At 72.4% G+C, this 26,405-nt stretch carries 20 protein-coding genes; 9 read left to right on the forward strand and 11 right to left on the reverse strand.

From position 1 onward, the window contains the following. Both ACZ7OY_RS43410 and ACZ7OY_RS43415 read left to right on the forward strand, forming a co-directional pair. Positions 1 to 95, forward strand: a 95-nt coding sequence (locus ACZ7OY_RS43410) for an acyl-CoA dehydrogenase family protein (protein WP_132919430.1), incomplete at its 5' end; no start/stop codon positions are given. A 174-nt stretch (positions 96 to 269) separates the two neighbouring features. After that, entirely contained in the window at positions 270 to 1,109 is an 840-nt protein-coding gene (locus tag ACZ7OY_RS43415) for an SAM-dependent methyltransferase (protein ID WP_472251015.1), read from the forward strand. Between the two features lie 70 nt (positions 1,110 to 1,179). Here the strand turns inward: ACZ7OY_RS43415 and ACZ7OY_RS43420 are convergent, their stop codons facing one another. Both ACZ7OY_RS43420 and ACZ7OY_RS43425 read right to left on the reverse strand, forming a co-directional pair. After that, a complete protein-coding gene (locus ACZ7OY_RS43420) occupies positions 1,180 to 1,818 on the reverse strand; it encodes an HAD family hydrolase (RefSeq protein ID WP_384727682.1) in 639 nt (212 codons plus the stop codon). Continuing rightward, complete coding sequence (locus ACZ7OY_RS43425; protein WP_472251016.1) at positions 1,811 to 3,112, reverse strand: LCP family protein; 1,302 nt, start codon at positions 3,110 to 3,112, stop codon at positions 1,811 to 1,813. The genes ACZ7OY_RS43420 and ACZ7OY_RS43425 overlap by 8 nt, the downstream gene beginning before the upstream one ends. A gap of 119 nt (positions 3,113 to 3,231) precedes the next feature. Here ACZ7OY_RS43425 and ACZ7OY_RS43430 point away from each other — a divergent pair, with 119 nt between their 5' ends. Continuing rightward, the gene (locus tag ACZ7OY_RS43430) at positions 3,232 to 3,789 is read left to right on the forward strand and encodes an acyl-CoA thioesterase (protein WP_472251017.1); all 558 of its coding nucleotides are present in this window, start codon (positions 3,232 to 3,234) and stop codon (positions 3,787 to 3,789) included. Positions 3,790 to 3,901: 112 nt separating this feature from the next. On the opposite strand, the gene ACZ7OY_RS43435 is transcribed toward ACZ7OY_RS43430, so the two are convergent. After that, positions 3,902 to 5,371, reverse strand: coding sequence for an LCP family protein (locus ACZ7OY_RS43435; RefSeq protein WP_472251018.1), 1,470 nt, complete (start codon positions 5,369 to 5,371; stop codon positions 3,902 to 3,904). A 126-nt stretch (positions 5,372 to 5,497) separates the two neighbouring features. Here ACZ7OY_RS43435 and ACZ7OY_RS43440 point away from each other — a divergent pair, with 126 nt between their 5' ends. After that, the gene (locus tag ACZ7OY_RS43440) at positions 5,498 to 6,529 is read left to right on the forward strand and encodes a glycosyltransferase family 2 protein (RefSeq protein WP_472251019.1); all 1,032 of its coding nucleotides are present in this window, start codon (positions 5,498 to 5,500) and stop codon (positions 6,527 to 6,529) included. A 79-nt stretch (positions 6,530 to 6,608) separates the two neighbouring features. On the opposite strand, the gene ACZ7OY_RS43445 is transcribed toward ACZ7OY_RS43440, so the two are convergent. From ACZ7OY_RS43445 to ACZ7OY_RS43460, 4 genes are all read right to left on the reverse strand, one after another. Then, the gene (locus ACZ7OY_RS43445; RefSeq protein ID WP_472251035.1) at positions 6,609 to 8,192 is read right to left on the reverse strand and encodes an LCP family protein; all 1,584 of its coding nucleotides are present in this window, start codon (positions 8,190 to 8,192) and stop codon (positions 6,609 to 6,611) included. A gap of 124 nt (positions 8,193 to 8,316) precedes the next feature. Beyond that, positions 8,317 to 10,089 (reverse strand): LCP family protein, encoded by a 1,773-nt coding sequence (locus tag ACZ7OY_RS43450; RefSeq protein ID WP_472251020.1) that lies wholly within the window; start codon positions 10,087 to 10,089, stop codon positions 8,317 to 8,319. Positions 10,090 to 10,332: 243 nt separating this feature from the next. After that, positions 10,333 to 11,439 carry an LCP family protein gene (locus ACZ7OY_RS43455; RefSeq protein WP_472251036.1) on the reverse strand — a complete coding sequence of 369 codons (1,107 nt, stop codon included), beginning with the start codon at positions 11,437 to 11,439 and terminating at the stop codon, positions 10,333 to 10,335. A gap of 462 nt (positions 11,440 to 11,901) precedes the next feature. Next, positions 11,902 to 12,666, reverse strand: coding sequence for a TIGR03089 family protein (locus ACZ7OY_RS43460; RefSeq protein WP_385530117.1), 765 nt, complete (start codon positions 12,664 to 12,666; stop codon positions 11,902 to 11,904). 139 nt (positions 12,667 to 12,805) lie between these two features. Here ACZ7OY_RS43460 and ACZ7OY_RS43465 point away from each other — a divergent pair, with 139 nt between their 5' ends. Both ACZ7OY_RS43465 and manB read left to right on the forward strand, forming a co-directional pair. Beyond that, the gene (locus ACZ7OY_RS43465; protein WP_472251021.1) at positions 12,806 to 14,320 is read left to right on the forward strand and encodes a peptidoglycan recognition protein family protein; all 1,515 of its coding nucleotides are present in this window, start codon (positions 12,806 to 12,808) and stop codon (positions 14,318 to 14,320) included. Positions 14,321 to 14,483: 163 nt separating this feature from the next. After that, on the forward strand, positions 14,484 to 15,566 hold the full coding sequence (manB, locus tag ACZ7OY_RS43470) for a mannose-1-phosphate guanylyltransferase (protein WP_351600138.1): 1,083 nt from the start codon (positions 14,484 to 14,486) through the stop codon (positions 15,564 to 15,566). A gap of 279 nt (positions 15,567 to 15,845) precedes the next feature. On the opposite strand, the gene ACZ7OY_RS43475 is transcribed toward manB, so the two are convergent. The 4 genes from ACZ7OY_RS43475 to ACZ7OY_RS43490 all read right to left on the reverse strand — a co-directional run bounded on the left by ACZ7OY_RS43475 (position 15,846) and on the right by ACZ7OY_RS43490 (position 19,871). After that, positions 15,846 to 16,847, reverse strand: coding sequence for a DNA-3-methyladenine glycosylase family protein (locus ACZ7OY_RS43475; protein WP_472251022.1), 1,002 nt, complete (start codon positions 16,845 to 16,847; stop codon positions 15,846 to 15,848). Positions 16,848 to 16,964: 117 nt separating this feature from the next. After that, positions 16,965 to 18,296, reverse strand: a complete 1,332-nt coding sequence (locus ACZ7OY_RS43480) for a coenzyme F420-0:L-glutamate ligase (protein WP_472251023.1) — start codon at positions 18,294 to 18,296, stop codon at positions 16,965 to 16,967. Next, a complete protein-coding gene (cofD, locus tag ACZ7OY_RS43485; protein ID WP_472251024.1) occupies positions 18,293 to 19,276 on the reverse strand; it encodes a 2-phospho-L-lactate transferase in 984 nt (327 codons plus the stop codon). Before cofD ends, ACZ7OY_RS43480 begins: the two co-directional genes overlap by 4 nt. Positions 19,277 to 19,346: 70 nt before the next feature. Next, positions 19,347 to 19,871 carry a cysteine dioxygenase gene (locus ACZ7OY_RS43490; RefSeq protein ID WP_472251025.1) on the reverse strand — a complete coding sequence of 175 codons (525 nt, stop codon included), beginning with the start codon at positions 19,869 to 19,871 and terminating at the stop codon, positions 19,347 to 19,349. A 675-nt stretch (positions 19,872 to 20,546) separates the two neighbouring features. Here ACZ7OY_RS43490 and ACZ7OY_RS43495 point away from each other — a divergent pair. From ACZ7OY_RS43495 to ACZ7OY_RS43505, 3 genes are all read left to right on the forward strand, one after another. Further along, positions 20,547 to 20,810, forward strand: a complete 264-nt coding sequence (locus ACZ7OY_RS43495; RefSeq protein ID WP_003975777.1) for a WhiB family transcriptional regulator — start codon at positions 20,547 to 20,549, stop codon at positions 20,808 to 20,810. A gap of 252 nt (positions 20,811 to 21,062) precedes the next feature. Continuing rightward, entirely contained in the window at positions 21,063 to 24,845 is a 3,783-nt protein-coding gene (locus ACZ7OY_RS43500; protein WP_472251026.1) for a glycosyltransferase, read from the forward strand. Further along, on the forward strand, positions 24,842 to 26,404 hold the full coding sequence (locus ACZ7OY_RS43505) for a DUF5719 family protein (protein WP_472251027.1): 1,563 nt from the start codon (positions 24,842 to 24,844) through the stop codon (positions 26,402 to 26,404). The genes ACZ7OY_RS43500 and ACZ7OY_RS43505 overlap by 4 nt, the downstream gene beginning before the upstream one ends. Position 26,405: the final 1 nt, after the last annotated feature.

Here is a 26,405-nt window from a genome sequence, read left to right on the forward strand (position 1 = left end):
CGGTCGAGCGCATGATGCGCGACGCCAAGATCACCCAGATCTACGAGGGCACCAACCAGGTCCAGCGCATCGTCATGGCACGCAACCTCCCGTAACGCGGCCGCACTTCCGTACCCGGTGGCCCCCCGTCCTTCCCGGACCGGGGGCCACCGGCGTACGTACCTCGTACGTCCGCCCAACATCCTTGTGTGCCAAGGATGTTGGAGACCGTCCGGTGGTAGCTTGCAGGACGGCTGCGAGCCGCCGACGACGCAAGGAGCCCTGAAGCCATGTCACAGTCCGATCTTCCCGCCGCCGAGGACGAAGGCGTCGCGCGCATCAACCGGCTGCGTACGGATGTCTCGCACTCGGCCCGTATCTGGAACTACTGGCTGGGCGGCAAGGACCACTACCCGGTGGACGAGGAGGTCGGCGACCAGATCCTCGGATTCGTGCCGGCGCTGCCGCGCTCCGCGGTGGCGGACCGGGGCTTCCTGTCACGGGCGGTGCGCCACCTGGCCGGGGAGGTGGGGATACGCCAGTTCCTCGACATCGGCACCGGCCTGCCGACGGCGGACAACACGCACGAGGTCGCCCAGCGGGTGGCCCCGTCGTCCCGGATCGTGTACGCCGACAACGACCCCCTGGTCCTCACCCACGCCCATGCGCTGCTCACCAGCACGCCCGAGGGCGCCACGGACTACATCGAGGCGGACGTGCGCGACCCCGAGGCGATCCTCAGGGGCGCGGCGCGGACCCTGGACCTCGACCGCCCCGTCGCCATCACCATGCTGGGCATCATCAACTTCGTGATGGACACCGACGAGGCCGTGTCCATCGTCCACCGGCTCCTGGACGCCGTTCCCTCCGGCAGCCACCTGGTGATCTCGCACCCCACCACCGAGGTCGACGGCGAGGCCATGACCCAGGCGGTCGCGTACTGGAACAGCCAGGGCTCGGCCCCCATGACCCTGCGCAGTCGGGACGACCTGACCCGTCTCTTCGACCGCGTCGAACTCCTCGAACCCGGCATCGTCTCCTGCTCCCGCTGGCGGCCCGAGGTCTCCGACACCAAGGACGGGGCGCCGGTGGAGGTCACCCACTTCGCCGGGGTGGGCAGGAAGCCGTAGGGCGAACGGCAGTACCGGCGGCCGGGCGCATGCGGCAGGCATCGCCCGGCGGCAGGGTGCCGGAGCCCGGTCAGGCGAAGAGCGGTTCCAGGGCACGCTCCAGGTCCGGTGCCCGGCGGAAGTGCACGCCGTGCATGCCCAGCGCGGCGGCCGCCATCACGTTCTCCTCGGTGTCGTCCACGAACAGGCACCGCTCGGGGCGCGCGCCCGCCCGGGCCGCGGCCAGCTCCAGGATGCGCGGGTCCGGCTTGGCCAGGCCCACCCGGGCGCTGCTGACGACGTGGTCGGCGAGATCGGTCAGCCCGAGCGAGTCGAGGTCGGCCTCCAGGCCCAGGGTGGCGTTGGTGACCAGGACCAGCGGCACCCGGGTGCGGGCCCGGCGCAGCAGTGCCACCACCGTCTCGTCGGCGTGGAACGGCGACTCCAGCAGGGCGGTGCCCAGCTCCCAGGCCGTCGCCTCGGGCACCAGACCGGTCAGGCCCTCCGCGATGGACTCCACCCACTCCTGCTCGGTGGCCAGGCCCAGCAGGACCGGCAGGTCGACCTCGGGGGCGAAGGCCACCTTCATCGTGGTGCCCTCGGCCAGCCCGGCGGCACGCTCCAGCGCCTCCAGGCCGGCCGGGTCGAAGCGCCGTATGACGTTGTCGACGTCGCACAGGACGGCGTCGAAGGGCGGTCTCGGCCCGGGAAGGGGGGTCGGCTCAGTCACCGGACACCGTGACCTTCTCGTCGTTGTTCAACTCGTTCACCAGCGTCTTCACCTTCGCCTTGTCCCAGACGAGGTTGCCGCCGCTGGAGCCTGAGATCGGCATGTTCATCGACGTGCCGTCACCGCCGTTGACACCCTTCATCGCGAAGAACATGGAGCCCAGGTCCCACAGGCTCATGTCCTTGTCGACGATCAGGGAGTCCAGGCCCGCGCCCATGGTCGGGTAGAACTTGAACGGGTTCAGGACCGTCGCCGGCGTGGCCACCTGGTGGGCCAGTGCCGCGAGGAACTTCTGCTGGTTCTTCGTGCGCTGGAGGTCGGACGTGGCGAAGGCGTGCCGGGTCCGGACGAAGGCCAGCGCCTCCTCGCCGTTCAGCGTCTGCTTGCCGGCCTGGAAGTCGGCGCCGGAGTACTTGTCCTTGAACGCCTTGTCGATGGTGATGTCCACCCCGCCGACCGCGTCCACGATGCCCGCGAAGCCGGCGAAGCCGATCTCGACGTAGTGGTCGATGTGCAGACCGGTGTTGAACTCGACCGTGCGGACCAGCAGCGTCGGGCCGTCCGTGGCGTACGCGGCGTTCAGCTTGGTGTGCTGACCGCGGCCCTGGTAGGTCTTGCCCGACTCGGAGCCCTTGTACGTGGGTATCTCCACGTTCGAGTCACGCGGCAGCGATATCAGCGTGTCGCCGCTGCTGCCCACGTGCAGGATCATCATCGAGTCGGTGCGCTTGCCCTCGGCGGAGCCGGTGTGCAGCGCCTTCTTGTCGGCGGCGGTCAGACCCTCACGGCTGTCGGAGCCGACGATCAGGTAGTTCGTGCCGTCGCCCGACTCGGGCCGGTCGATGACCGTCGAGAGGTCGACCTCGCGGCGCAGCTTGCCGTCGGCCCAGAAGTACGTGCCGATGGTCGTGACCACCAGCACGCTCACCACGGTGATCGCGGTCCACTTGATCCGGCGGCGCCAGTTCGGCCGGGGCCGCCCGTACCCGTCGGGGCCCTCGGGACCGCCGGGACCGCCACCGGGCGCGCCGTAGACCTGGCCCGTGTTGTAGCCGCTGTCGTAGCCGTCGTCGTAGCCCTGGCCGCCGGTGTACGACGGCTGGTGCGGGACGCCACCCCCGTACGGCGGCGCGGACGGGCCGGGGCCGTAGCCGCCGCCCTGACCGGGCGGAGTTGCCGGACCGCGGCGGACCTGCCGCATCACACGGGCGCTCTCAGGCTGTGCGCTCGCGCTGCCGCGTCCGTGCCGGCTGCCGCCGTTCTCGTCGGACCATCCCTCGGGCCAATCGCTCATGGGCCCCAGTGTGCCGGGACCTGGGGTGTGCCCCACAAGAGCCGTCGGAAAATCAGGGCCCCGCTGTTGCCAAGCTGACACAAATTCCCTGGATGTCGCCTCGGCATAGGGTGGGGGTCATGACAGACCAGGTCTCAGCAGTGGATTCGGACACCTCGGATATCCCGGGCAAGCCGACCTCCGCGTCCCGCACCACCCTCAGCCACATCATGACCCACAACGACACCAACCTCCTGGGCTCGGTGCACGGCGGAGTGATCATGAAGTTGGTCGACGACGCGGCGGGCGCGGTGGCCGGCCGGCACAGCGGCGGCCCGGCCGTCACCGCGTCCATGGACGAGATGGCGTTCCTGGAGCCGGTCAGGGTCGGTGACCTGGTGCATGTGAAGGCCCAGGTCAACTGGACCGGCCGGACCTCGATGGAGGTCGGGGTGCGAGTCCTGGCCGAGCGCTGGAACGAGTCCACCCCGGCCACCCAGGTCGGCTCGGCCTACCTGGTCTTCGCCGCGGTCGACGCCGACGGCAAGCCGCGCCGGGTGCCGCCGGTCCTCCCGGAGACGGAACGCGACAATCGCCGCTACCAGGAGGCCCAGATCCGCCGCACCCACCGCCTCGCCCGCCGCCGGGCGATCATGGAGCTGCGGGCCCGGCGGGCGGCGGAGGGCATCGAGGACTGAGCGCGGCGGGAACTGGGCGCGGCGGGAACTGGGCGCGGCGGGAACTGGGCGCGGCGGGAACTGGGCGCGGCGGGTACTGGGCGCGACCAGGGCTGAGCGCGTCGGGGAGTCCCTACGCGCAGCCCACCTCGTCCCCGCGGACCGCCCCGAACTCCCCCTGCCGGGGATCGTCCGCCCGCACCCTGCGCACCTTGCGGAAGTCCGAGCCGGCGATCACCTTCAGCACCGGTCCCTGGCCGCGCACCGCCCGCAGCTCGCTGCCCGGCAGCGCGACGGCCAGAGACTTCGCCGAGCGGTCCCAGCGCGGGTCGTAGACGACGACCGTGCGCCTGACCGTGCGGTCGGCGGCGTTGGCGGGGCGCCGGGTGGTGAGGAAGCCGGTGGCGGTCAGCGCGGCGTCCACGCGCCTGCCGAGCCCGGCGGTGGCGGTGCCGTTCTCCACCTGGACCCGGATCTGCTGCGGGGCCACCGCGACCCGGGCCGCGGCGTTGCGCGGCGGCGGCCGGTGCGTGGCCAGCGGCCTGTCGTCGCGCAGCGCCTGGAAGAGGCGCTCGGACCTGACGGGGTCCCACTTCAAAGTGGAGCCGATGCCCTTGACCACGTATCCCATCTGGCCGACGGGCACGGTGGTGAACTCCGACGAGGACGGCGAGAAGTTGCGCATCGCCCGGCCGAGGTCGAGCAGCTCGTCCGTGCCGAAGCCCTTGTCGGCGCGCACCGAGCCGAGCACCGCCCGCGTGACGTCCCGGAACCGGATCGGGTTCAGCAGCACGCCGGAGGACGTGGCCCGGTCCACCAGCGCCGCCAGGAAGCGCTGCTGACGCTGCATCCGGCCGAGGTCGGAGGCGCCGTCCACGTGCCGGGAGCGGACGTACTGGAGGGCCTGCCCGCCCATCAGCGTGTGGGCGCCGGCCGGCAGGTCCAGTCCGGTGTAGGAGTCCTTCATCGGTACGGCGGTGCAGATCCGCACCCCGCCGAGCACGTCCACCGTCTTCATGAAGCTGGTGAAGTCGACCTCCAGATAGTGGTCGATCTTGACGTGGGTCATGCTCTCGACCGTGCGCACCGTAAGCTGCGGCCCGCCCTCCGCGTAGGCCGCGTTGAGCTTGATGGGGTGGCCGACGTGCGGCCGGCCGGTGGTCTGGTCGATGTGCGCGGGCGTGTCGGCGTAGCTGTCGCGCGGCAGGCTCACCACGCTCGCCCGCTCCAGGTTCTCCGAGATGTGCACGATCATGATCGTGTCGGTGCAGTGGCAGGGGGCGCCGCCGAGCCGGAACCTGCGCCGCTCGGCCTCGGTGATCCGGTCCCGGCCGTCGGTGCCCACCAGCAGGACGTTCATGCCGTGGCCCGCGCGCGGGCGGTTCTTCATGTCCTTGAACGGGTCGACCCGGGCGATGCCCGCGTCCAGGCTCGCGACCACCGAGTGCCCGATCCCGGCGGCGGCGAGCACCACCACCGACAGCGTGGTCACCGCCCGCATGGCCCAGCGCGGCCTTCTGCGCCGTACGGGGGGCCGCGGCGCGCGACGGGCCGGCTGCGGTCGGCGCCGCGGCCGGGCGGGGGAACGGGTGGGGGTGGACAAGAGGGGCACCTCCGGACGAGGCCGTACGCGATCCGTGTGCACAGTAGGCCCATACGATCTCCCGCCTGGGTCGGAGCACCCGGCGGCGCGCGCCCGTGTCCCCCGTTCGCGGTAACGTGAGCACCGATGAACGCCAAGTCCGACGTGCAGCTTCCCGCCGTTTCCGTGATCATGCCCGTCCTCAACGAGGAACGGCATCTCCGGCAGGCCGTCCGAGCGATCCTCGCCCAGGAGTACGCGGGCGAGATGGAGGTCGTGATCGCCATCGGTCCGTCCACGGACCGTACGGACGAGATCGCCGCCGAGCTCGTGGCGGAGGACCCGCGGGTGCACACCGTGCCGAACCCGACCGGTCGTACGCCCGCCGCCCTCAACGCCGCGATCAAGGCCTCCCGTCATCCGGTCGTCGTCCGCGTGGACGGCCACGGCATGCTCTCCCCGAACTACATCGCCACCGCCGTACGGCTCCTGGAGGAGACCGGCGCGCAGAACGTCGGCGGCATCATGCACGCCGAGGGCGAGAACGACTGGGAGCACGCGGTCGCCGCGGCCATGACCTCGAAGATCGGCGTCGGCAACGCCGCCTTCCACACCGGTGGACAGGCCGCCGCGGCAGAGACGGTGTACCTGGGCGTCTTCCGCCGCGAGGCACTGGAGCGGCAGGGCGGTTACAACGAGGAGTTCATCCGCGCCCAGGACTGGGAGCTGAACTTCCGGATCAGGGAGGCGGGCGGCCTCATCTGGTTCTCGCCCGAGCTGAGGGTGTCGTACCGTCCGCGCCCCGGCGTGAAGGCGCTCGCCAAGCAGTACAAGGACTACGGCCGTTGGAGGCACGTGGTCGCCCGCTACCACGAGGGCTCCATCAACCTGCGCTACCTCGCCCCGCCGGCCGCGGTCTGCGCGATCGCGGCGGGCCTCGTCGTGGGCGCGGCCCTCACCCCGTGGGGCTTCGTCGTGCCCGGCGGCTACCTCGCCGCGATCGTCGCCGGGTCGGTGCCCGCGGGCAAGGGGCTGCCGCTGAAGGCACGGCTCCAGATCCCCGTCGCGCTGGCCACCATGCACATGTCGTGGGGCTGGGGCTTCCTCACCAGCCCGCGGTCGCTGGCCAGGAAGGTCATCGCGTCCCGGCGGCCCGCGGTCGTCCGCGTGGAGGCGTGAGGCCCCGGGCCCGGACATACGGCTCGGCCCGGACCGCTCTCCCGCGGTCCGGGCCGATGTGTGTCCGGGGGCTGCCGTCCTACCAGGTGTAGGCCGGGTTGACCTGCATGCACTGCGAGGTGTCCGACGCGTTGATCGCCTGTGCCGTGTCGGGCGTCTTGTCCTCGTCCGCCGGCGCCTTGTACGTCGTACCCGACCGCCAGTCCGCTCCCACCACGAGCGTCACCCCGGAGACGGCGGTGGACTTCTCCACCGCGCTCGCGGGGATGCCCAGGGCCTTCGCGACCCGCTCGGCGTCGCCCTTGAGGTCGGCGCTCGGGTAGCGGATCAGCGTGGTGGCCTCGGCCGTGGCCGCGGAGGTGTCCGCCTTGGCCTCGGTGAAGCCCTTGCCGGTCAGCAGCTCGGTCACCGCCTTCGCGCGCCCGGGGACCGGGGCCAGGAGGTCGGTGGCCGTGCCGTTGCGGACCTGGACCGCGATCTGGTCGTCCGCGGCGGCCGGGTCCGCGGTCGCCGTCGCGGTGGCGGCGGGGGTCTTCTTCTTGTCCTTGCCGTCGAGGGCGATGTCCTCGCGCACCATGCGGAACAGCTTCGTGGCGTCCGCCGTGGGCTTCACGCGCGCGCCGACGTATTCGTTCGGCATCGTCGTCATCGTGATGCGGTCCGTCGGGACCTTCTTGAGCTCGTCGGCCAGGTCGTACATCTTCGTGATGGTGCCCAGGCCGTTGTCGACGGTGATCGCCTTGGTGGCCGCCTCGGCGAGGCTCTGCAACTTGGTCGGGTTGGTCAGCTTCGCGCTGGCCCGCAGCTCGCGGACCATCGAGTTCATGTACATGTGCTGCGCCTTGGCGCGCGCGAGGTCACTGCCGTCCTCGAAGCCGTACCGGGTGCGCAGCCACTGGAGGGCCTGCTTGCCCTTGACCGACGTCGTGCCCTTCTTCAGCTTCAGGCCCGAGCCGTGGTCGTCGGAGGTGTGCGAGTAGACGTTGTCGCTCACACAGACCGGGACGCCGCCTATCGCGTCCGCCATGGAGACCACACCCGAGAAGTCGATCATCATGAAGTGGTCGATGTGGATGTCGGTCAGCTTCTCCCACGTCGCCACCGTGCAGCCCGGACCCCCGCGGCCCAGCGACTGGTTCGTCATCACGGTCGTGCTGCTGGCCTCGTAGACCTTGCCGGTGCCCGGGTCCGTGCACTTGGGTATGTCGACCAGGGTGTCGCGCGGCATGCTCACGACCGACATGTTGGAGCGGTCGGCGGAGACGTGCAGCAGCATCTGGACGTCGGCGAGCGGGACGCCGCCGAAGGTCTCCTTGGCGCCGCCGAGCTTCTGGTTCTCCTCGGTGTCGCGCGCGTCCGAACCGATCAGCAGGATGTTCAGCGCGGTCTGTCCCGCGGCGTTCGCCTTCGTGCCGGCGGCTCTGTCCTTTGCGTCGCCGATGTTCAACGCATCCTTGTGGATGTTGTCGTTGAGGTGGCGGTAGTAGAGGTACCCGGCGCCGGCCGTGCCGAGTATGACCACGGCCATCACCGTCGCCGACCAGCGCAGCACACGGCGGCTGCGGCCCGCCTTCTTGGTGCCGTGCCCACCGTCCCCGTGCAGTGCCTGGTCCGACAGTTCCTGGTCCGACGGCGTGTCCTGGCCCTGCGGTGTGAGCGACATCGTGTCGTCCACCGCAGAAGCCTCCCCCCGCACAATGCTCTGCGCCAACTCCAGCCTCCCCACCCTGCGCCCGACAACGGGTCCGTCACCCGCGTCCTAAGAGACGCGTGACGGACCCGTTAGGTCACTTGGCGCACTCAACCTTGTCCGCCGTGGACGTACTGACCGTGTCCGGCACCTTTGTCGCCGCGGTCAGGGATACGCCCGCACCCTTGAAGTCCTTGCCGAGAGTCAGCGTCATCGCGGGCAGACCTTGAGAGTTGGTCACGCTCTTGCCGGGCTTCATCGCGGATCCGGAGAGACCCATGAGCTTGGCGAGCTTGCGTGCCTGGTCGGCCTGGTCGGGCGCGTACTCCAGCGTTGTCCTGCTCAGAGTCGCCGGGGCGTTGCCCGCGTTCTCCGACTTCGTCACGCCCTCATCATTCTGCAGCCAGTTAAGTGTTTCCTGTGCGCTGCCCGCCACGGCCCCGCCGTTCAGGATCCGCACCCGCACCTCGGAGGCCGCGGACTGGGTGCCCTCGAGCCGCTTGGCGGCCGCGGCGGCCTCCTTGCTCTTGGCCGCCTTCTTCTGCGCCGCGACCTCGGTGAAGGACACGTCCTCCTGGATCATCTGGAAGATCGTGGGCGCCGTGGTCTCGTTGAGGACGACCGTGGCCTTCACCTTCTCGGCCGGGTTGTCGAGCACCGGCACCGTGGTGAACGTCAGGTTCTTGGGGTTGAGCTTGCCCATCTCCAGACCGAGGTCCTTCAGCTTGCCGATGCTGTCGAGCTGGGAGTCCACGGTCAGCGCCTTGGTGGCCGCCTCGGCCACCTTCACCATCTTCGACGGGTTGGTGAGGGTGGAGTTGGAGTTCAGCTTGCGCATCAGCGCACTGAGGAACTGCTGCTGGAGCGTGATCCGGCTCAGGTCGCCGCCGAAGCCGACGGCGTGCCGGGTGCGCACGAAGGCGAGCGCGGTCTCGCCCTCGATGTGCCGCGTCCCCTTCTTCAGGTTCAGGTGCGAGTCGGGGTCCTTGATGTCCTTGGCGAGACACACGTCGACCCCGCCGACCGCCGTGGTCAGCGTCTTGACCGCGTTGAAGTCGGCGACCATGAAGTTGTCCGGGGTGATCCCGGTCAGCTCGGTGACCGTGCGCATGGTGCAGCTCGGCGTCCGGCCGTCCTGGCCGAGGCTGGTGTTGAAGCGGACGCCGTCCGTGCCCGGGATGACCTTGGTGGTGCCGTCCGGCTGTGTGGTCGGGCAGTCCGGGATGTCGGTGATCAGGTCGCGCGGGATGCTGAGCGCGGTCGCGTTCGTCCGGTCCTTGGAGACGTGCAGCAGGATCGTGGTGTCGGCGTGGCCGACGCTGCCGGAGTCGCCGTAGCCCTTGTTGCCCGCGCCGGTGCGCTTGTCGGTGCCGATGACCAGGACGTTGATCGCCTTGTCCTTGTTGAAGCCACCGGTGCTCGCGCCGTCGTCCGGGGACGACTGGATGTTGTTGTTGAGGTGCTGGATGTAGAGGTATCCCGCTCCGGCGGCGGCGACCAGCACGAAAGCCATCGTGCCGCCGGTCCACAGCAGGACCTTCTTGGCGCGTGACTTCTTCTTCTCCGGCCGCCGTCCCCTCCGTCCGGGCGGCGGCTCCTCGGGCACGCCACGGCGTCGGCGCGGTGCCGGGATCTCGGGATCCGGCACCTCCGTCCCTCGCCCGGGCGGCGCGGCGGTACGACTGCGCGCTGTGCTCTTGCCCACATCCGAGGCACCCGCTCCGCGTGGCGCGGAGCGACGGGGCCTGGGCACCGCTGATTGCGGAGTGGAAGGAGTCAGTCGCAGTTCGTATTCGCCGGTGTTCGGATTGAGTACCCACTGGTCTGCGGGGTCGATGTTGTCCGCCCGCCCACGGCCTTGCGCGTCCACGGTTGTCCGAATCCTCCGTCGGGGCCACGCGGCGCCTTCCCCCCTCAAAAGGCGCTCGGGTCACGGTCACACAGTGCGCGACCCGAGGAAGGACCTCCTGGGCCGGGGCACCGGATCGCTCACACTATCCGCCCAGTTCAGCGTCCGGCGACGACGGTGACAAATTCCACGTTCCTACAAGCGGGCAATACGCCCATTTCCTTGAACTGGCGTTCGTAAATGTACGTCGCCTTGGCAAGCGCTTTACTTGCAGCTGTCTTCGGCGGCCGTGTTGCCCCGGAAGACGGGTGTGGTGGAGGTGGGGTCATTTAGGGCGGAATCGCCGGAATTTTTCGAAGGGTTCCGGGAGACTCTCACCGGCGCGTCCTGGCGCAGCTTCTCGAACAGGCGCTCGGCCTCGGGCTCCACGAGTTGATCGCGGTTGGCGTCGTACACGTACGACCTCCGCGGCACGGTCAGGAACTGCATGCGCCTGGCGGGGACGTCGCGCAGCCCGCGCACGAGCTCGTAGAGACCGCGCAGGCTCGCCAGGTCCGGGTCGGTGGTGAGCGACGACGTCGCCGCGTCCAGCACCGGGTAGAGCTTGCCGGGATTGAGCAGTACGTCGCTGCTCTGCACCTTGCTGACCAGCGCTCCGAGGAACCGCTGCTGGCGGTCCATCCGGCTGGTGTCGCTGCCGTCGCCGAGCGACTTGCGGGCGCGGACGTAACCGAGGGCCTGCTCGCCGTCGAGCGTGACGCGGCCGGCGGGCAGCCGCAGCTTGGCCGCCCGGTCGGCGATGGGGCCCTTCAGGCACACCTGGACGCCGTCGACGGCGTCCACCATGTCCTTGAACCCGGCGAAGTCGACGACGGCGTAGTGGTCGACCCGGATGTCGGTGAGCTTCTCCACCGTGCGCACGGTGCAGGCCGAACCGCCCATCTGGAAGGCGTAGTTGAACATCGAGAACGTCGGCTCGGTGTGGCTGCCGTCCGGTCGCAGGCACGAGGGCACGTCCACCATCAGGTCACGCGGCAGGGAGACGGCGGTCGCGCTGTGCCGCCCCGCGGCCAGGTGCAGCAGGATCGTCGTGTCCGACCGCTCGGTCCCCGAGTCCCGCCCGTACTGCCCGTTCCCGGCCCCCGAGCGCGAGTCCGACCCGATCAGCAGGATGTTCTGCGCGTCGTGCACGAGCGCCGTGGGCCGCTCCCGGTCGTACCGGGCGAGTTCCGCCGCGGCCGCGTCGTCGGCCGTGATGTTGCCGTTCAGCTTCGCGTACACCGTGCACCCGGCCCCGACGGCCCCGAGGGCGAGCACGGTCGCCCCGATCGCCGCTCCCTGCAGCCACCGCCGCTGCCGCCGCCGTATCAGCCCGCTCCCCGACGCGGTGGCCCCCGCTCCCGGCCCGAGACACCGCCCGGAGGGCCGGGCCCCGTCGGCACACCGGCCCCGGACGACTTCCGCCGCGTCGTCGGTCACGTCCGGGTCCACCCCCTCATCGCGTACCGGCGTGCTGCTCCTACCACCATGGCGCGACCACCGCAGCCCTGCGGTCGGAAGTAGCCCGAACGAGCGACGCCCCGGAACGGGAGCAGACGTACCCGAAGGCCTCGGGAGACGGTGCTGTCAGCCCCCTCAGGGGCGCGAGGAACCGCGCACCCCGCCGCAGCCGGCCCGCGGCTCGACCCCGACGGTCCCGTCTCGGGGGCAGAGGCACCCGTACGTCTCGGGAGGCGGCGGTGTCGGCCCCGTCAGGGGCGCGGGGAACCGCGCACCCCGCCGCAGCCGGCCCGCGGCTCTGACACCGACCTCCCGGCGAAGCCGGCCCCGCGCTCAGCGACCCGCGCGGACCGCAGTGACCCGCTCGCTCTCGACCCGCTTCGCCAGCGCGTCCTCCGCCAGCTCCTCCAGGTGCCGGCACAGCACCACGGACCCGTCGCTCGCCAGCGCCGCGTACAGCCCGGCGCTCAGCCCCTCCCACGTGTCGTAGGGCAGCCCCGACAGCAGCCGGGCCCCGGGCCCGGTGAACCCCAGCCCGGCGGCCTCGTCCCGCGCCCGCTCCACGACCTCGGCGCCCGTGAACTCCGCACCGGCCACGATCAGCGCGGGCTCCTCCGGGTCCACGGGCACGTACGGCGCGAACCGGTCGCCGTGGGTCGGCACCTCCACCGCGTAGTCGGCGTAGCCCTCAGGGGGGCCCGGCAGGAAGCGGCGGCCGAGCGGTGCCAGCGACAGCGCGTACCGCTCCCCGCGGCACGCGAGCCCCGCCTCGAACCGCCCAGGTCCGGCCACGACGAAGTCCGCCCGCGCCGGGTCCCCCGACACGTCCGCGACGACACCCACCGACGAACACGCCAGCAGCCACACCGCCGTCTGCCAGTGCGCGGGCAGCAGCAGCGCGACCCGGTCGCCCGGTTCCGCGGACAGTCCGTCCTGGAGGAGGTTGGCGGTCTTGGCCACCCAATTGGCGAAGGTGGCCACGGACAGTTCGACGCGTTCGCCGGTGGCATCGTCGTAGAAGGTCACCAGGGGGCGCGCGGGATCCGCGGCGAGCGCGGAACGCAGCAGGTCGGCAGGGGTGCGATCGGTGGCATTCACCCGCGCAAGCGTACGCGGGCGGCGCCGCGGGCTCCCACCGGCGGGCCGGTCGCGGGCCACCGGTTCGGCGGAACCGGGTCCGACGGTCCGTCAGTTCTCCAATGGACAGATATATATGACTATGTCCAGGATCGGCGGCATGCGTGGATTGCTTGCTTCTTCGATCGGTGTCACCTGTGCGGCCGCCCTCGCCCTGCCGCTGAGCCCGCCCGCCGCCGCGGCGCCCATGGCGGCGTCCGCGAGCGCGCTCCCGACCGGCGACGCGGCCGTCCCCGCCGCGTCGGACCTGCCAGGCAGCACCCAGTCGCTGCCCCTCGTCCCCCTCGCCCCCGACCACCGGGGCTCCGCCACCCGCACCCCGGGCGCCCTGACCAGGGACCAGGGCCTGCAGCGCCGCAACGTGCACCGCTTCTCCCTGGTCGGCCTCGTCTGGGACAACCCGGACGTCGAACTGCGCGCCCGGGTCCAGGTCCGCACCCGCGCCGCCGGCGCCCGCGCCTGGTCCGGCTGGCGGAACGTCGATACGCACAACGGCGACCACGGCGCCGACCCCGGCACCGCCGAGCGCGCCTCGGGCCGGGTGCGGGGCGCCACCGCGCCCCTGTGGGTGGGCAACTCGGACGGAGTCGAGGTGCGCGTCCACGCCGGGACCGGCGCCCACGGCCCGGCCTCCGCGCAGCGGGCCGGCCGCAGCCCGCGCGCGCTGCCCCCGGCCGGTTCCCGTTCCCTGCTCCCCTCCGGGCTGCGCCTCGAACTCGTCGACCCGGGGCGCGCGAACCCGGGCCGGGCCGTCCCCGCCGCGCGGCCCGGCCCGCGCCACGCGCCGGTGGCCGCGCCGCGCGCCGGTGCCGTGAAGTTCCGTACCCCGCTCGGGACATCGGGCGCCGGGGTCCGGCTGACCGCCGCCGCGTCCGCCGCGTCCGCCGCCAACGCCGACCTGGTCCCGCTCGGCGCCACCGTGATCCCCGCGCTGACCCGGCGGCAGACCGTGGACGAACTGCGCACCCTGCCGGCCGCCGACCCGGCGCAGCGGCAGCGGGCGACGCCGTACATCGGCCCGCGCCCGCGCATCGTCACCCGGCTCGGCTGGGGCGCGAGCGAGGGACTTCGGGAGAAGGGGTTCGTCTACACCTCGAAGGTCAAGGCCGCCTTCGTGCACCACACGGCCTCCGGCAACACATACACGTGTGCACAGGCGCCGTCGCTCATCCGCGGTATCTACCGCTACCACGTCAAGAGCATGGGCTGGCGGGACATCGGCTACAACTTCCTCGTCGACAAGTGCGGAAACATCTACGAAGGGCGCGCCGGGGGAGTGACGAAGCCGGTACGGGGTGCCCACACCCTCGGTTTCAACACCGACAGCATGGGGATCGCGGTCCTGGGCACGTACGGCACCACCGAACCGGCCACCGCGGCGGTGACGGCCATCGCCCGGCTGACGGCGTGGAAGCTGGGTCTCTTCGGCGCCAATCCGCGCGGAAAGACATATCTGACGTCCGGCGGTGGCAATCTCTACCGAAAAGGTAAGAAGGTACGACTGAACGTGATCTCCGGCCACCGGGACGGGTTCGCCACGGAGTGCCCAGGACAGCAGCTCTACGGCAAACTCGGCACGGCCCGTACGAACGCGGCCCGCTATCAGGGGCGCTGACGGCCGGAGCGTGTTCGGCGGGGCGCATTCACCGCCGTCGGGGGACAGCCGGGAACCAGGGGCGGACACCGCGCGGCAACCGAAGAAGCCAACGAGACGGTCTGCGTACACTGGCCGGCCGAAAGACAGTTCGGCCGGTCCCGGCAGGAAGCAGAGACGACAGGTGACAGAAGCGATCCTCCTGGTCGGCGGCAAGGGAACCAGGCTGCGCCCGCTCACGGTGCACACGCCCAAACCCATGGTCCCGGCGGCCGGGGTGCCGTTCCTCACGCACCAACTGGCGAGAGCGAGAGCGGCGGGCGTGGACCACATCGTCCTCGCCACGTCCTACCTGGCCGAGGTCTTCGAACCGCACTTCGGCGACGGCTCGGAACTGGGTCTGCACATCGAGTACGTCACGGAGGAGGAGCCCCTCGGCACGGGCGGCGCGATCCGCAACGTCGCCTCCCGGCTGCACTCCGGCCCCGACGACCCGGTCCTGGTCTTCAACGGCGACATCCTCACGGGCCTGGACATCGGGGCGCTGGTGGACACCCACGAGTCGACCGGCGCCGACGTCTCCCTCCACCTCACGAAGGTCACGGACCCGCGCGCCTACGGCCTGGTCCCCACCGACGCGACCGGCAGGGTCCTGGCCTTCCTGGAGAAGCCCCAGACGCCCGAGGAGATCATCACCGACCAGATCAACGCGGGGGCGTACGTCTTCCGCCGCTCGGTCATCGACACGATCCCGCGGGAGCGCCCGGTCTCCGTCGAACGCGAGACCTTCCCGCAACTGCTCGCCGCCGGCGCCCACCTCCAGGGCCTGGTCGACTCGACGTACTGGCTCGACCTCGGCACCCCGGCGGCCTTCGTACGGGGCTCGGCGGATCTGGTCCTGGGCCGCGCCCCCTCTCCCGCGGTCCCGGGCCGCTGCGGCGACCGTCTCGTCCTGCCGACGGCCAGGGTCGCCCCGGACGCCAAGCTGACCGGCGGGACGGTGGTGGGCGAGGGCGCGTTCGTCGCGGAGGGCGTCCGGGTGTTCGGCAGCACGATCCTGTCGGGTGCCGTCATCGAACCGGGCGCCGTCATCACCGACTCGCTCATCGGCTCCCGGGCCCGCGTCGGCCGGCGGACCGTCCTCACCGGCGCGGTCGTCGGCGACGGCGCGGTGGTCGGCGCCGACAACGAGCTCCGCGACGGCGTGCGCGTCTGGTGCGACGCCCGTATCCCGGCGGGCTCGGTGCGCTTCTCCTCCGACCAGTAGCACCACCATCCCAGGGGGCGCCGCCACCAAGCCGCGCCCCACCCCCAGGCGAAATCCGCGGGCGGCCGTGCCGCCAGGGGCGGCGCGGGCGGGCGCGGGCGGCATCCCGTCGGCGCCGGGCCGCGCACCCGACCCGACCTCGGCACCGGCCCCCTCTGCAGCCCGCCCCGGGCACCTCACCCGACCTCGCCGCACCGCCATTTGACCGGGTCGCGCCGCACCGCCACCCGACCGCGTCGCACCGCACCGCCACCCGACGGGGTCGCGCCGCACCGCGCCCTACAACCGTCCGATGTCCCAGCGAGGCATCTTCGGCGCGCGCCGCGCCGGAGTCCTCCCGCTCAGCAGGATCAGCCGTGCCGCCCGGTGCCGCTGCCCCGCGTACGGCTCCAGCAGCTCCAGCATCACCGCGTCGTCCGCGTGCCGGTCCCCGGCGAGCGCCCAGCCCACGATCCCCGGCAGATGCAGATCCCCCACGGTCACCGCGTCCGGTGCCCCGTGGCTGCGCTGCACGGTCTCCGCCGACGTCCACGGCCCGATCCCCGGTACGAGTTCCAGCCGTGCCTGGGCGTCCCCGGGCTGCATCCCGGCCGCCTCCTCCAGCCGTGCCGCGACCCGCACGGCCCGCAGGACCGTCGACGCCCGCTTGTCGTCGACCCCGGCGCGGTGCCACTCCCAGGACGGGACGAGCGCCCAGGTCCGCGGCGCGGGCATCACGAACATCCGCCCGTCCACGGGACCCGGTGCCGGCTCCCCGTACTTGCGCACCAGCAGCCGCCATGCCCGGTACGCCTCGTCGGTCGTGACCTTCTGCTCCAGGACCGACGGGATCAACGACTCCAGCACCAGCCCGGTGCGGGTCAGCCGCAGGCCGGGCCGCCGGTGCCGGGCGACGGCGACCAGCCGGTGCCGCGGCTCGAAGGCGGCGGGATCGTCCGCGGCACCGAGCAGCTCGGGCAGCCGGTCCAGCAGCCACTCCGCCCCGGGCCCCCACGCCTCGCCGCGCACCTCGGCGCCGCGCGCGGCGACCCGCAGCGTCCCGGGCCCGGCAGGCGTCAGACTGGCCCGCCACACGGACCCGTCCGGTGTCGTACGGAAGGTGGGGTCCGCCGGGCCGCGCCGCAGCGGCCCCAGCACCAGCCCCAGATCCAGCGGGCCGTCCGGCACCCAGGTGCGCACCCGCCCCGGCGCGGAAGCCGGCCGGGGCACACCCCCGGGCACCGCGACCTGCCCGCCGCGCACAGTCGTACGCGTGGGGCGGGGAGCGAATCGTCCTGCCACGGATGAGGTCCCAGGGTTGCCGGAGGTGTGCATGGAGCGCGGTGGCGTCGTACGGGAGCCGGTGGCGCCGTACGGGAGCCGGGGTGTTCTACGAGGGTAGGCGCTGGGGCACCCTCGTCACCGCACCTCGACGAAGGTCTCCGCGGTCCGCTCCGGCCGAGGCCTCGGCAACTCCGCCGGATGACCGATGGCGACCGCGCCCATCGGATCCCAGTGCGCCGGCAGGTCCAGCACCTCGCGCACCACGTCCCGGCAGAACATCGTCGACGACACCCACGCGGACCCGAGCCGCTCCCCGGCCAGCGCGACCAGGAAGTTCTGCACCCCGGCCCCGGTCGCGACCACGAACATCTCCCGCTCGGCCCCGTCGCGGCGCGCGTCCCCGTACGTGTGCGAGCCGTCCATGACGAGACACGGCACGGCGAGGTACGGCGCGGCGCGCAGCACCTCGCCGCGCCGCACCCGCTTGGCGATGGACTCCTCGCTCTTGCCGTCCCGCCGCAGGTCGGCGATCCAGGCGTCCCGCATGGCGTCCAGCAGCGCGGTCCGCGACCGCTCGGACTCCAGCAGCACGAACCGCCACGGCGTGGTGTGGTGCGGTGCGGGTGCCGTCACGGCCGCGGCCACCGCCCGCCGTACGGCGCCCGGGTCGACCGGCTCGTCCGTGAAGGCCCGTACCGTACGCCGCTGGGTGACCGCCTCGCGGACCGCTTCCGACGTCCCGAGCCGGAACATGTCGTCGCGCGCTTCGCGCACCATGGCCCGCGCCCCCCGGGTGTCGTCCTGGGCCAGCACGTGCGACAGCCCGCGCGCCACGGCGACCGGCAGTCCGGCGGCCTTGCCCTTCACCAGGTCACCGGCGGCGGCCAGTTCGTCCGCCGTCGCCACGACGGTGGCGCTGAGCGGATTGCCGTGCCCGTCCGTGCCGCCGCGCAGGTCGTCGAGGACGCGGACCCCGGCGGCGCCGATGGCGACGTCCGTGAGCCCCGCGCGCCAGGGGCGCCCGAAGGTGTCCGTGATCACGACGCCGACCTCGACACCGAGGATGTGGCGCAGCCCGTCCCGTATCGACCGGGCCGAGGCGTCCGGGTCCTCGGGCAGCAACAGGACCGTGCCCGCAGGGGTGTTGGAGGCGTCGACCCCCGCGGCCGCCATCACCAGACCCTGCCGGTTCTCGACGATCCGCAGCGCGCCGCGGCGCGCCACGACCCGTACGGTCTCGGCGTCGATCGCCGCTTCCCGGTCGGCCGCCTCGACGACGCGCCCCTCCGCCTTGGACACGATCTTCGAGGTGACGAGGAGCACGTCCCCGTCGGCGAGCCCGGGTTCGGCCGCGGCGATCAGCTTGGCGAGGTCGTCGCCCGCGTTCACCTCGGGGATGCCGGGCACGGCCCAGACCCGGAAGCCGTCGGCGGCCGCGGCGGGGCCCTCGGCGGGGAAGTCGCTCACGCCCCCCGCACCTCCTCCGCCATGTCCAGCGCCTCCCGGGCCATCCGCGCGGTCGCGTCGAGGCCGGTCATCATCAGGGGGACGGCGCGGCAGCGGATGCCGGCCGCCCGGACCCGCTCCACCACGCCCGCGTCCACGGTGTCGACGAGCCAGCCGTCGAGGAGGCCCGAACCGTAGTGCTCGGCCACCGCGGCGGCCGAGGACTCCACGCCGACCGCGGCGAGCACCTTGTCGGCCATGCCGCGCACGGGCGCGTCCCCGACGATGGGGGACAGGCCCACCACCGGCACCCCCGCGTCGGCGATCGCCTCCCGGATGCCGGGCACCGCGAGGATGGTGCCGATCGAGACGACCGGGTTGGACGGCGGGAACAGGACGACGTCCGCCTGCTCGATCGCCTCCAGCACCCCGGGCGCCGGCTTCGCCTGCTCGGCGCCGACCGGGACGACCGCCTCCGCGGGCACCGAGGCCCGCAACCGCACCCAGTACTCCTGGAAATGGATGGCCCTGCGCTCGCCCGCGCCCGTGGCGGGGTCGCCCTCGGGCAGGGTGACGGCCACATGCGTCTCGACGCGGTCGTCCGTCATCGGGATCAGCCGCACACCCGGCTTCCAGCGGTCGCACAGCGCCGCGGTGACCGCGCTGAGCGGATATCCGGCGCCGATCATCTGGGTCCGCACGATGTGCGTGGCGAAGTCCCGGTCGCCCAGCCCGAACCACTCCGGCCCCACGCCGTACGCCGCGAGCTCCTCCTTCAGGTGGAACGTCTCGTCGGCCCGCCCCCAGCCCTGCTCCTCGTTGATGCCGCCGCCGAGCGTGTACATCACCGTGTCGAGGTCCGGGCAGACCTTCAGCCCGAACAGGTGGATGTCGTCCCCGGTGTTGCCGATGACCGTGATGTCCGCGTCCGGCGCGGCCTGCTTCAGACCACGCAGGAACCGGGCACCGCCGATGCCGCCTGCCAGAACCACAATGCGCATGGGGCCAAGTCTCGCAGGCCGCAACGGCAACGTGACAGGCGGTTGTGGACAACCGCGACAACCGCACCTGTCACGGGCGTACGGCGTCCAGTCGGCCGCGCGTCGCCGGCGCCGAGCACTGCGCGGTGTGCATCGGCATCTCGGTCAGGCCCGGGAAGTAGACGTGCAGGCTGACCGCGGGCTCCAGCGTGTCGTTCACCACTTCGTGCGCGTACCCCGGCGTGAACACCCGCTCCCGGCTGCGGCCGTCGCCCGCTCCCAACGCGCGCGTGCCGCGCTCGGTGCGCTCGGTGAGCGTGCCCTCCAGGACGGTCATCACGCCGGAGGAGGGGCCGTGGTCGTGCAGTCCGCTGCCCTGTCCGGGGACCCAGGACAGCAGCCACACCTCGTAGCCGGGGCCGGTGCGCAGCCGGTGGTACCAGCGCGTGGTGGCGTCGTACCGGACGAGGTGGGACCACTGGGCGCGGTCGGCGGCGATGGAGCGGGCGAGTCCGACGAAGTCGGCCACGGTGGCCGGGTGTTCGCGCGGCGGCTGGAGGAGGTGCGGGACTTCGAGGATGTCGCCCGCGATCTGGAGGTCGCTGTCGCTGTTCATGGGTGCGGTGGTTCCTCGGCGAGAGTGGGGGGCTGGCTGGGTGTCGCGTGCCGTCCGCCCGGATCGCGGGCGAGAGGGGTGCCCTGGTGCGGGCAGGGGAACAAGCAGCCGAGTCGCGGTGGACTCAGTGGCAGCCGGAGCGCGTTGGGCTCAACAGCTGCAACAGCAACAGCTACAGCGAGCGCGGGCAGCACCGTGGGACCCGGCGGTGCGGGTCGAGGTGAGGGCCGAGTTCGCGAGCATGCCCCCAAGGACAGCGGTTCACACCTTCACTGTCAACCCGACGCCCGATATGTGGGACATGTTTCACCTCATCCGGTTCATCTCTCGGGTGAAAGGTTTGTTCATACGCCCACCGGGACACAAGGCGCACAACCGGGCGCGCCGGCCTCGTCGCGCGCGTCGGAACGAGATCGAACATCTTGGCGTCCTTCTTCGTGCAGGGTCCCGTGCTGGGCCGGGAGGTCCGCGCGGGGCTCGTCTGCGGGTCAAGGTTTATGGCGATTTGAACACTTTCCGCGTGACCTTGGTTCCGCAGAGTGAATAAGGGGCCCAATAGCAGATCTCGGCTTGACTCGCCCGGAGCAGCACACTTGTAATTTCACTCGTGTCGTTCAGCCGAGATCGGTGATACGGCCACGACACGGGGACGCGAAAGACAGACGAGGGGCGCACATGACCGAGCTGGTGCAGCAACTGCTGGTCGACGACGCGGACGAGGAACTCGGCTGGCAGGAGCGCGCGCTGTGCGCCCAGACCGACCCCGAGTCCTTCTTCCCCGAGAAGGGCGGCTCCACCCGCGAGGCCAAGAAGGTCTGCCTCGCCTGCGAGGTCCGTTCCGAGTGCCTCGAGTACGCCCTCGCCAACGACGAGCGGTTCGGCATCTGGGGCGGCCTGTCCGAGCGTGAACGCCGCCGGCTGAAGAAGGCCGCCGTCTGAGCCCGGGCCCGACTTGGATCACTACGGCCCGGTACGGCCCGGCATCTGGAGCGGTTCATCGAGGTCGTAGCCCGGAGGGCAGTGGACAAACGAGTACATAGGGAGCGAAGGGCCCGTCGCGGGTGGCTTGTCCACAGGCGGCGGGCCGCTGTGCTGCCCAGCCGATAGTGTGGTCGCTCGTCCGAGACGCACCGCTGTCCCCCGTGGGCACAGGCGTCCACCGCAGTCCACCGAACCGGGGCCCGTACCTCGATGTCCGTGCACAGCCACACGGCAGCTCAACAAGACGCTGCCACCCCTGAGTTCCCGCGCCACGTCGTGACGGCGGTCCTCGTCGCGCACGACGGTGCCCGCTGGCTGCCCGACGCGCTCGCCGGGCTGCTCGGCCAGGAGCGCCCCGTGCAGTACGCGGTGGCGGCCGACACCGGCAGCGCGGACGAGTCCGCCCTGCTGGTCGGCGACGCCCTCGGCGACGACCGCGTGCTGCACCTCGCCCGGCGCACCGGCTTCGGCCAGGCCGTCGAGGAGGCCAACCGCGCGGCCCCCGTCCTCACACCGGACGAGCTGCCGTACCTCAAGCGCCCCAGCGGCTGGGACCCCGTCACGCGCAGCTGGCGCGACGACAACTACGACCTGCCGGAGCTCCCTCACGGAGAGCCCGTCCAGTGGCTGTGGCTGCTGCACGACGACTGCGCCCCCGAACCCGACGCCCTGGCCCAGCTGCTGCGCGTCGTGGAGAACGAGCTCGAACTGGGGCGCGACGACGTAGCCGTCGTCGGCCCCAAGCTGCGCGGCTGGTACGACCGCCGGCAGCTGCTGGAGGTCGGCGTCACCATCGCCCACTCCGGCCGCCGCTGGACCGGCCTGGACCGCCGGGAACAGGACCAGGGACAGCACGACCACATCCAGCCGGTGCTGTCCGTCTCCACCGCGGGCATGCTGATCCGGCGCGACGTCTTCGAGGAACTCGGCGGCTTCGACCGCCGGCTGCCCCTGATGCGTGACGACGTCGACCTGTGCTGGCGGGCCAACGCCGCCGGTCACCGCGTCCTCGTCGCCCCGGAGGCGGTCGTCCGCCATGCCGAGGCGGCTTCCCGCGAGCGCCGCGCCGTCGACTGCGCGGGCCGCACCACGGCCTCCCCGCACAAGGTCGACAAGGCGGGTGCCGTCTACACCCTGCTCGTCAACACGCGTACGGCCGTGCTGCCCTGGGTGCTGCTCCGGCTCGTCGTCGGCACGCTCCTGCGTACCCTCGCCTACCTCGTCGGCAAGGTGCCCGGCCAGGCCGTCGACGAGATCCGCGGCCTCCTCGGCATCCTGCTGCGGCCCGAGCGGATCATCGCCGGGCGGCGCAGGCGAGGCAGGCCACTGGTCGACAAGGGCGAGCTGCGGCCGCTGTTCCCGCCGCCCGGCGCGACCGTGCGGGCCACCGTGGAACAGGCCGCCGGCAACTTCTTCAGGGATTCCGACCCCGACGCCGTCTCCGGCGCGGGACGGCATGGCGGGGCCGTCGAGTCCGGCCCCGGCGGCGACGACGCCGACTTCCTGGAGATCGAGCAGTTCGCCCGGCTCAAGCGCATCGCCCGCAAGCCCGGCCCGGTGCTCTTCCTGGTGCTACTGCTCGTCTCCCTGGTCGCCTGCCGCGGACTCCTCGGCTCCGGCGCGCTCGCGGGCGGCGCCCTGCTGCCCGCCCCGCCCGACGCGGGCGAGCTGTGGTCGCGCTATCTGGACGCCTGGCATCCGGTGGGCGCGGGCGGCACCCCGTCCGCACCGCCGTACCTGGCGATCGTGGCGACGCTCGCCTCGCTCCTGCTCGGCTCGACCGGACTCGCCGTCACGGTCCTGCTGGTCTGCTCGGTGCCGCTGGCCGGCTTCACCGCCTACTTCGCCTCCCGCCCGCTCGTCGAGTCGAGCCTGCTGCGTGCCTGGGCGGCCGTCGTCTACGCCTTCCTGCCCGCCGCCACCGGCGCGCTCGCGGGCGGCCGCATCGGCACCGCCGTCCTGGCCGTGCTGCTGCCGCTCATCGCCCGCGCGGGCGTCGCGGCCGGCGGCCTGGCGAGCGCCTCCGGCGCCCGCGGCAGCTGGCGCGCGACCTGGGCGTACGCACTGCTGCTGACGATCACGACCGCGTTCACCCCGATCGTGTGGCCGATCGCGCTGGTCCTCGGCATCGCGGTACTGGTGGTGCGCCGCGGCGACCTCCCCGCCCACGCCCTGCGCCTCCTGGTCCAGCTGGGCACGCCCCTGCTGGTCCTCGCCCCCTGGTCGCTGTCCCTGCTGCCGTTCGGCTTCTTCCAGGAGGCCGGACTCGACTACGGCCCCTCGGCCGCCTCCGCCCTCGACCTGCTCGGCGCCAGCCCGGGCGGTCCCGGCACGGTCAACGGGCTGATGCTCATCGGCATCGTGCTGGCGGCACTGGCCGCCCTGGTCCGCTCCGAGCGCCGGTCCGGCATCTGGAAGGCCTGGGCGGTCGCCCTGGTGGGCCTCGTCTTCGCGGTCCTGTCCAACGGCTCCACCTGGGCCGGCCCGGCCACCCTCGTCTACGGTCTCGCCCTGCTGTCGGCCGCGGTGCTCGGCGCGGACGGGGCCCGCGCACGGGTGGCCGAGATGAGCTTCGGCTGGCGGCAGCCGGTGGCCGCGCTGATCGTCTTCGCCTCGGCCGCGGGCCCGCTGCTCGTCGCCGCCGGCTGGATGATCGGCGGCGCCGACGGCCCGCTGGAGCGGCGCGACCCGGTACAGGTGCCCGCGTTCGTCGCCGAGGAGGGCAGCACCCGTGACCAGGCTCGCACCCTGGTCCTCGACAGCGACTCCACCTCCCACGTCGGCTATGTGCTGGTCCGCGGTTCCGGCGCCCGTCTCGGCGACGCCGAACTCGCCGCGGCCCAGGGCGAGAACGACAAGCTCGACAAGGTCGTCGCCAACCTCGTCGCCGGCTCCGGCGCCGACCAGGCCGACCAGCTCGGCGGCTTCGCCGTGCGCTACGTCCTCGTCCACAAGGGCGCGCCCCGCCAGATCACCCGCGTCCTGGACGCCACTCCCGGCCTGTCCCGGCTCAGCGAGCAGAACGGCAGCGCGCTGTGGCGGGTCGACCAGGAGGTCTCCCGCGCCGCCGTCGTCACCAAGTCCGGCTCGGGCACCCCGACGCCGGTCGCCGCCGGACCGGTCGAGATCCACACCACCCTGCCGTCCGGTTCCGACGGCCGGGTCCTGCGGCTGGCCGACTCCGCGGCCGACGGCTGGACCGCCACCCTGGACGGCAAGCCGCTCACCCGTACCACCGTCGACGGCTGGGCCCAGGGCTTCGAACTCCCCTCCTCCGGCGGGGAACTGGACGTCACCTACGACGACCCGATCACCCACACCGCCTGGATGTGGGCCCAGGGCGCCCTGGCCGTCGTGCTCGTCGTGCTGGCCCTGCCGGGCTGGCGCCGGGACATCGACGACGACCTCCCCGAGGAGCCTGTGTTCGCCGCCGAGGCCGCCTCCGGCGAGGGCCGCCGTGCCCGCCGGCTGCGCGCCCAGGCCGAGGCCGACGGTGATCTCGACGCCGAGACCGGCGAGTACGGCGAGTACGGCGAGGAGGACGGCTTCCCGGCCCCCGGTCAGGAGGAGACCTCCGTCACGGTCCCCCGGCAGCAGTCGTACGACACCGGGACGGACCGGGACGAGCGCGGCCAGGCCTGGCAGGGCGAGTCGGCGGGCTACCAGGACGCCGAGTACGACCCCTACGGCGACGAGCGGCAGTACGAGGGCGCCCAGCAGTACCAGGCGGCCGGGTACGACCCGGCGTACCAGGCCGACCCCTATCAGGCCGACCCCTATCAGGCCGACCCGTACCAGGGCGGCCAGGGCGGCCAGTACGACCCGTACGGCTACGGCGGCGGCCAGGCCCGGCAGGCGTCGTACGACCGGACGTACGACGAGACGTACGAGCAGGCGTACGACCCGACGTATCCGCCGGGCTACGACATGACGTACGACCCGACGCAGCCGCACGGCAACGGCAGTGAGCGCCCCGACGGGAGTCAGCAGTGAACCGCACCACCCTGTCCCTGATCGCCGGGACGGCCGCGCTCGCCGCCGTCACCGGATTCGCCGCGCTCAACCCGCCGGACGCCGTCGGCGCGGACACCGCCAAGGCGGCCGCCCAGCAGCCCGTGGAGCGCACCAGCCTGGTCTGCCCGGCGCCCAGCACCTCCGACATCGCCGACACGTCGTACACGTCCTTCACGCCCGTCACCCAGGGCACCGGGAGCAGCGGCACGGCCGAACTCCAGTCCGCCACGCAGGAGTCGGCCGACGACACCGGCAGTGCCAAGAGCGACGGCAAGGACGCCAAGAGCGACGGCAAGGACGCCAAGGCCGACGGCAAGGACGCCAAGACCGACGCCAAGAAGGCCGCCAAGCCCGTCCTGACGCCCAAGGAGCCCGGCACGCCTGCCGTCGGGGACACCTCCGGCGGCGACGCGCCGGGGCTCCTCGGCACCGCCGAGGGGAAGTTCGCGCCCGGCTGGACGGTCCAGGAGACCACGCAGGTCGCCGTCGGCAGCGGCCGCGGCCTGCTGGGCGTCAGCTGCACGCCCCCGGACACGGAGTTCTGGTTCCCCGGCGTCAGCACCCTCGCCGACCGCACCGACTACCTCCACATGACCAACCCCGACGACTCCGCGGCCGTCGTCGACATCGGGCTCTACGGCAAGGACGGCGCCCTGGAGTCGACCGTCGCGGACGGCATCACGGTCCAGCCGCACTCCAGTGAACCGATCCTGCTGTCCACCCTCACCAGCGAGAAGCAGGACGGCCTCACCGTGCACGTGACCGTCCGCAGCGGGCGGATCGGCGCCACCGTGCAGGCCCTGGACGACAAGCTCGGCGGCGACTGGCTGGCCGCGGCCACCGACCCGGCGGACAGCCTCGTCCTGCCCGGCATCCCCAAGGACGCCACCGATGTGACCCTGGTCGTCTTCACCCCCGGGGAAGCCGACGCCGACCTGAAGGTGCGGCTGGCCTCCCCCTCCGGCCTGATCACCCCCGCCGGGCACGAGACGCTGCACGTGAAGTCGCGTATGACGACCACCCTCGACCTCGCCGACGTCACACGCGGCGAGGCGGGCTCGCTGGTCCTGACGCCGACCGGCCAGTCCGTACCGGTCGTGGCCGCGCTGCGGGTCGTCCGCGGCAAGGGCAGCGGGCAGGAGACGGCGTTCATCCCCGCCACGAGCCCGGTCGGCACGCGCGCGACGGCCGCCGACAACAGCGCCAAGGGCACCACCCTGTCCCTGACCGCCCCCCAGGGCACCGCGCAGGTCAAGGTCACGGCGTCCGCGGGCAGCGGCGGCGGCACCGCGCAGAGCAAGACGTACACCATCAAGAGCGGCACGACCCAGGACGTCGAGCTGCCGGTCCCGAGCGGCCTGAAGGGCACGTACGCGCTGACCGTGGAGGCCGTGTCGGGCGGCCCGGTCTACGCGGCCCGCATGCTCGCGGTGACGAAGGACGACGTCTCGGGCTTCACGGTGCAGACCCTGCCGGACGACCGGGGGACGGTGGCGGTGCCAGAGGCGGACCAGGACCTGTCGGTGCTCCAGCAGTAGA

Source organism: Streptomyces sp. NPDC107559, assembly GCF_055657365.1.

Bases quoted from the DNA above. Each gene is read 5' to 3' on its own strand.
- ACZ7OY_RS43415 (WP_472251015.1), top strand. From the start codon at position 270: ATGTCACAGTCCGATCTTCCCGCCGCCGAGGACGAAGGCGTCGCGCGC.
- ACZ7OY_RS43425 (WP_472251016.1), bottom strand. From the start codon at position 3,112: ATGAGCGATTGGCCCGAGGGATGGTCCGACGAGAACGGCGGCAGCCGG.
- ACZ7OY_RS43430 (WP_472251017.1), top strand. From the start codon at position 3,232: ATGACAGACCAGGTCTCAGCAGTGGATTCGGACACCTCGGATATCCCG.
- ACZ7OY_RS43440 (WP_472251019.1), top strand. From the start codon at position 5,498: ATGAACGCCAAGTCCGACGTGCAGCTTCCCGCCGTTTCCGTGATCATG.
- ACZ7OY_RS43445 (WP_472251035.1), bottom strand. From the start codon at position 8,192: ATGTCGCTCACACCGCAGGGCCAGGACACGCCGTCGGACCAGGAACTG.
- ACZ7OY_RS43465 (WP_472251021.1), top strand. From the start codon at position 12,806: ATGCGTGGATTGCTTGCTTCTTCGATCGGTGTCACCTGTGCGGCCGCC.
- cofD (WP_472251024.1), bottom strand. From the start codon at position 19,276: ATGCGCATTGTGGTTCTGGCAGGCGGCATCGGCGGTGCCCGGTTCCTG.
- ACZ7OY_RS43490 (WP_472251025.1), bottom strand. From the start codon at position 19,871: ATGAACAGCGACAGCGACCTCCAGATCGCGGGCGACATCCTCGAAGTC.
- ACZ7OY_RS43495 (WP_003975777.1), top strand. From the start codon at position 20,547: ATGACCGAGCTGGTGCAGCAACTGCTGGTCGACGACGCGGACGAGGAA.
- ACZ7OY_RS43500 (WP_472251026.1), top strand. From the start codon at position 21,063: ATGTCCGTGCACAGCCACACGGCAGCTCAACAAGACGCTGCCACCCCT.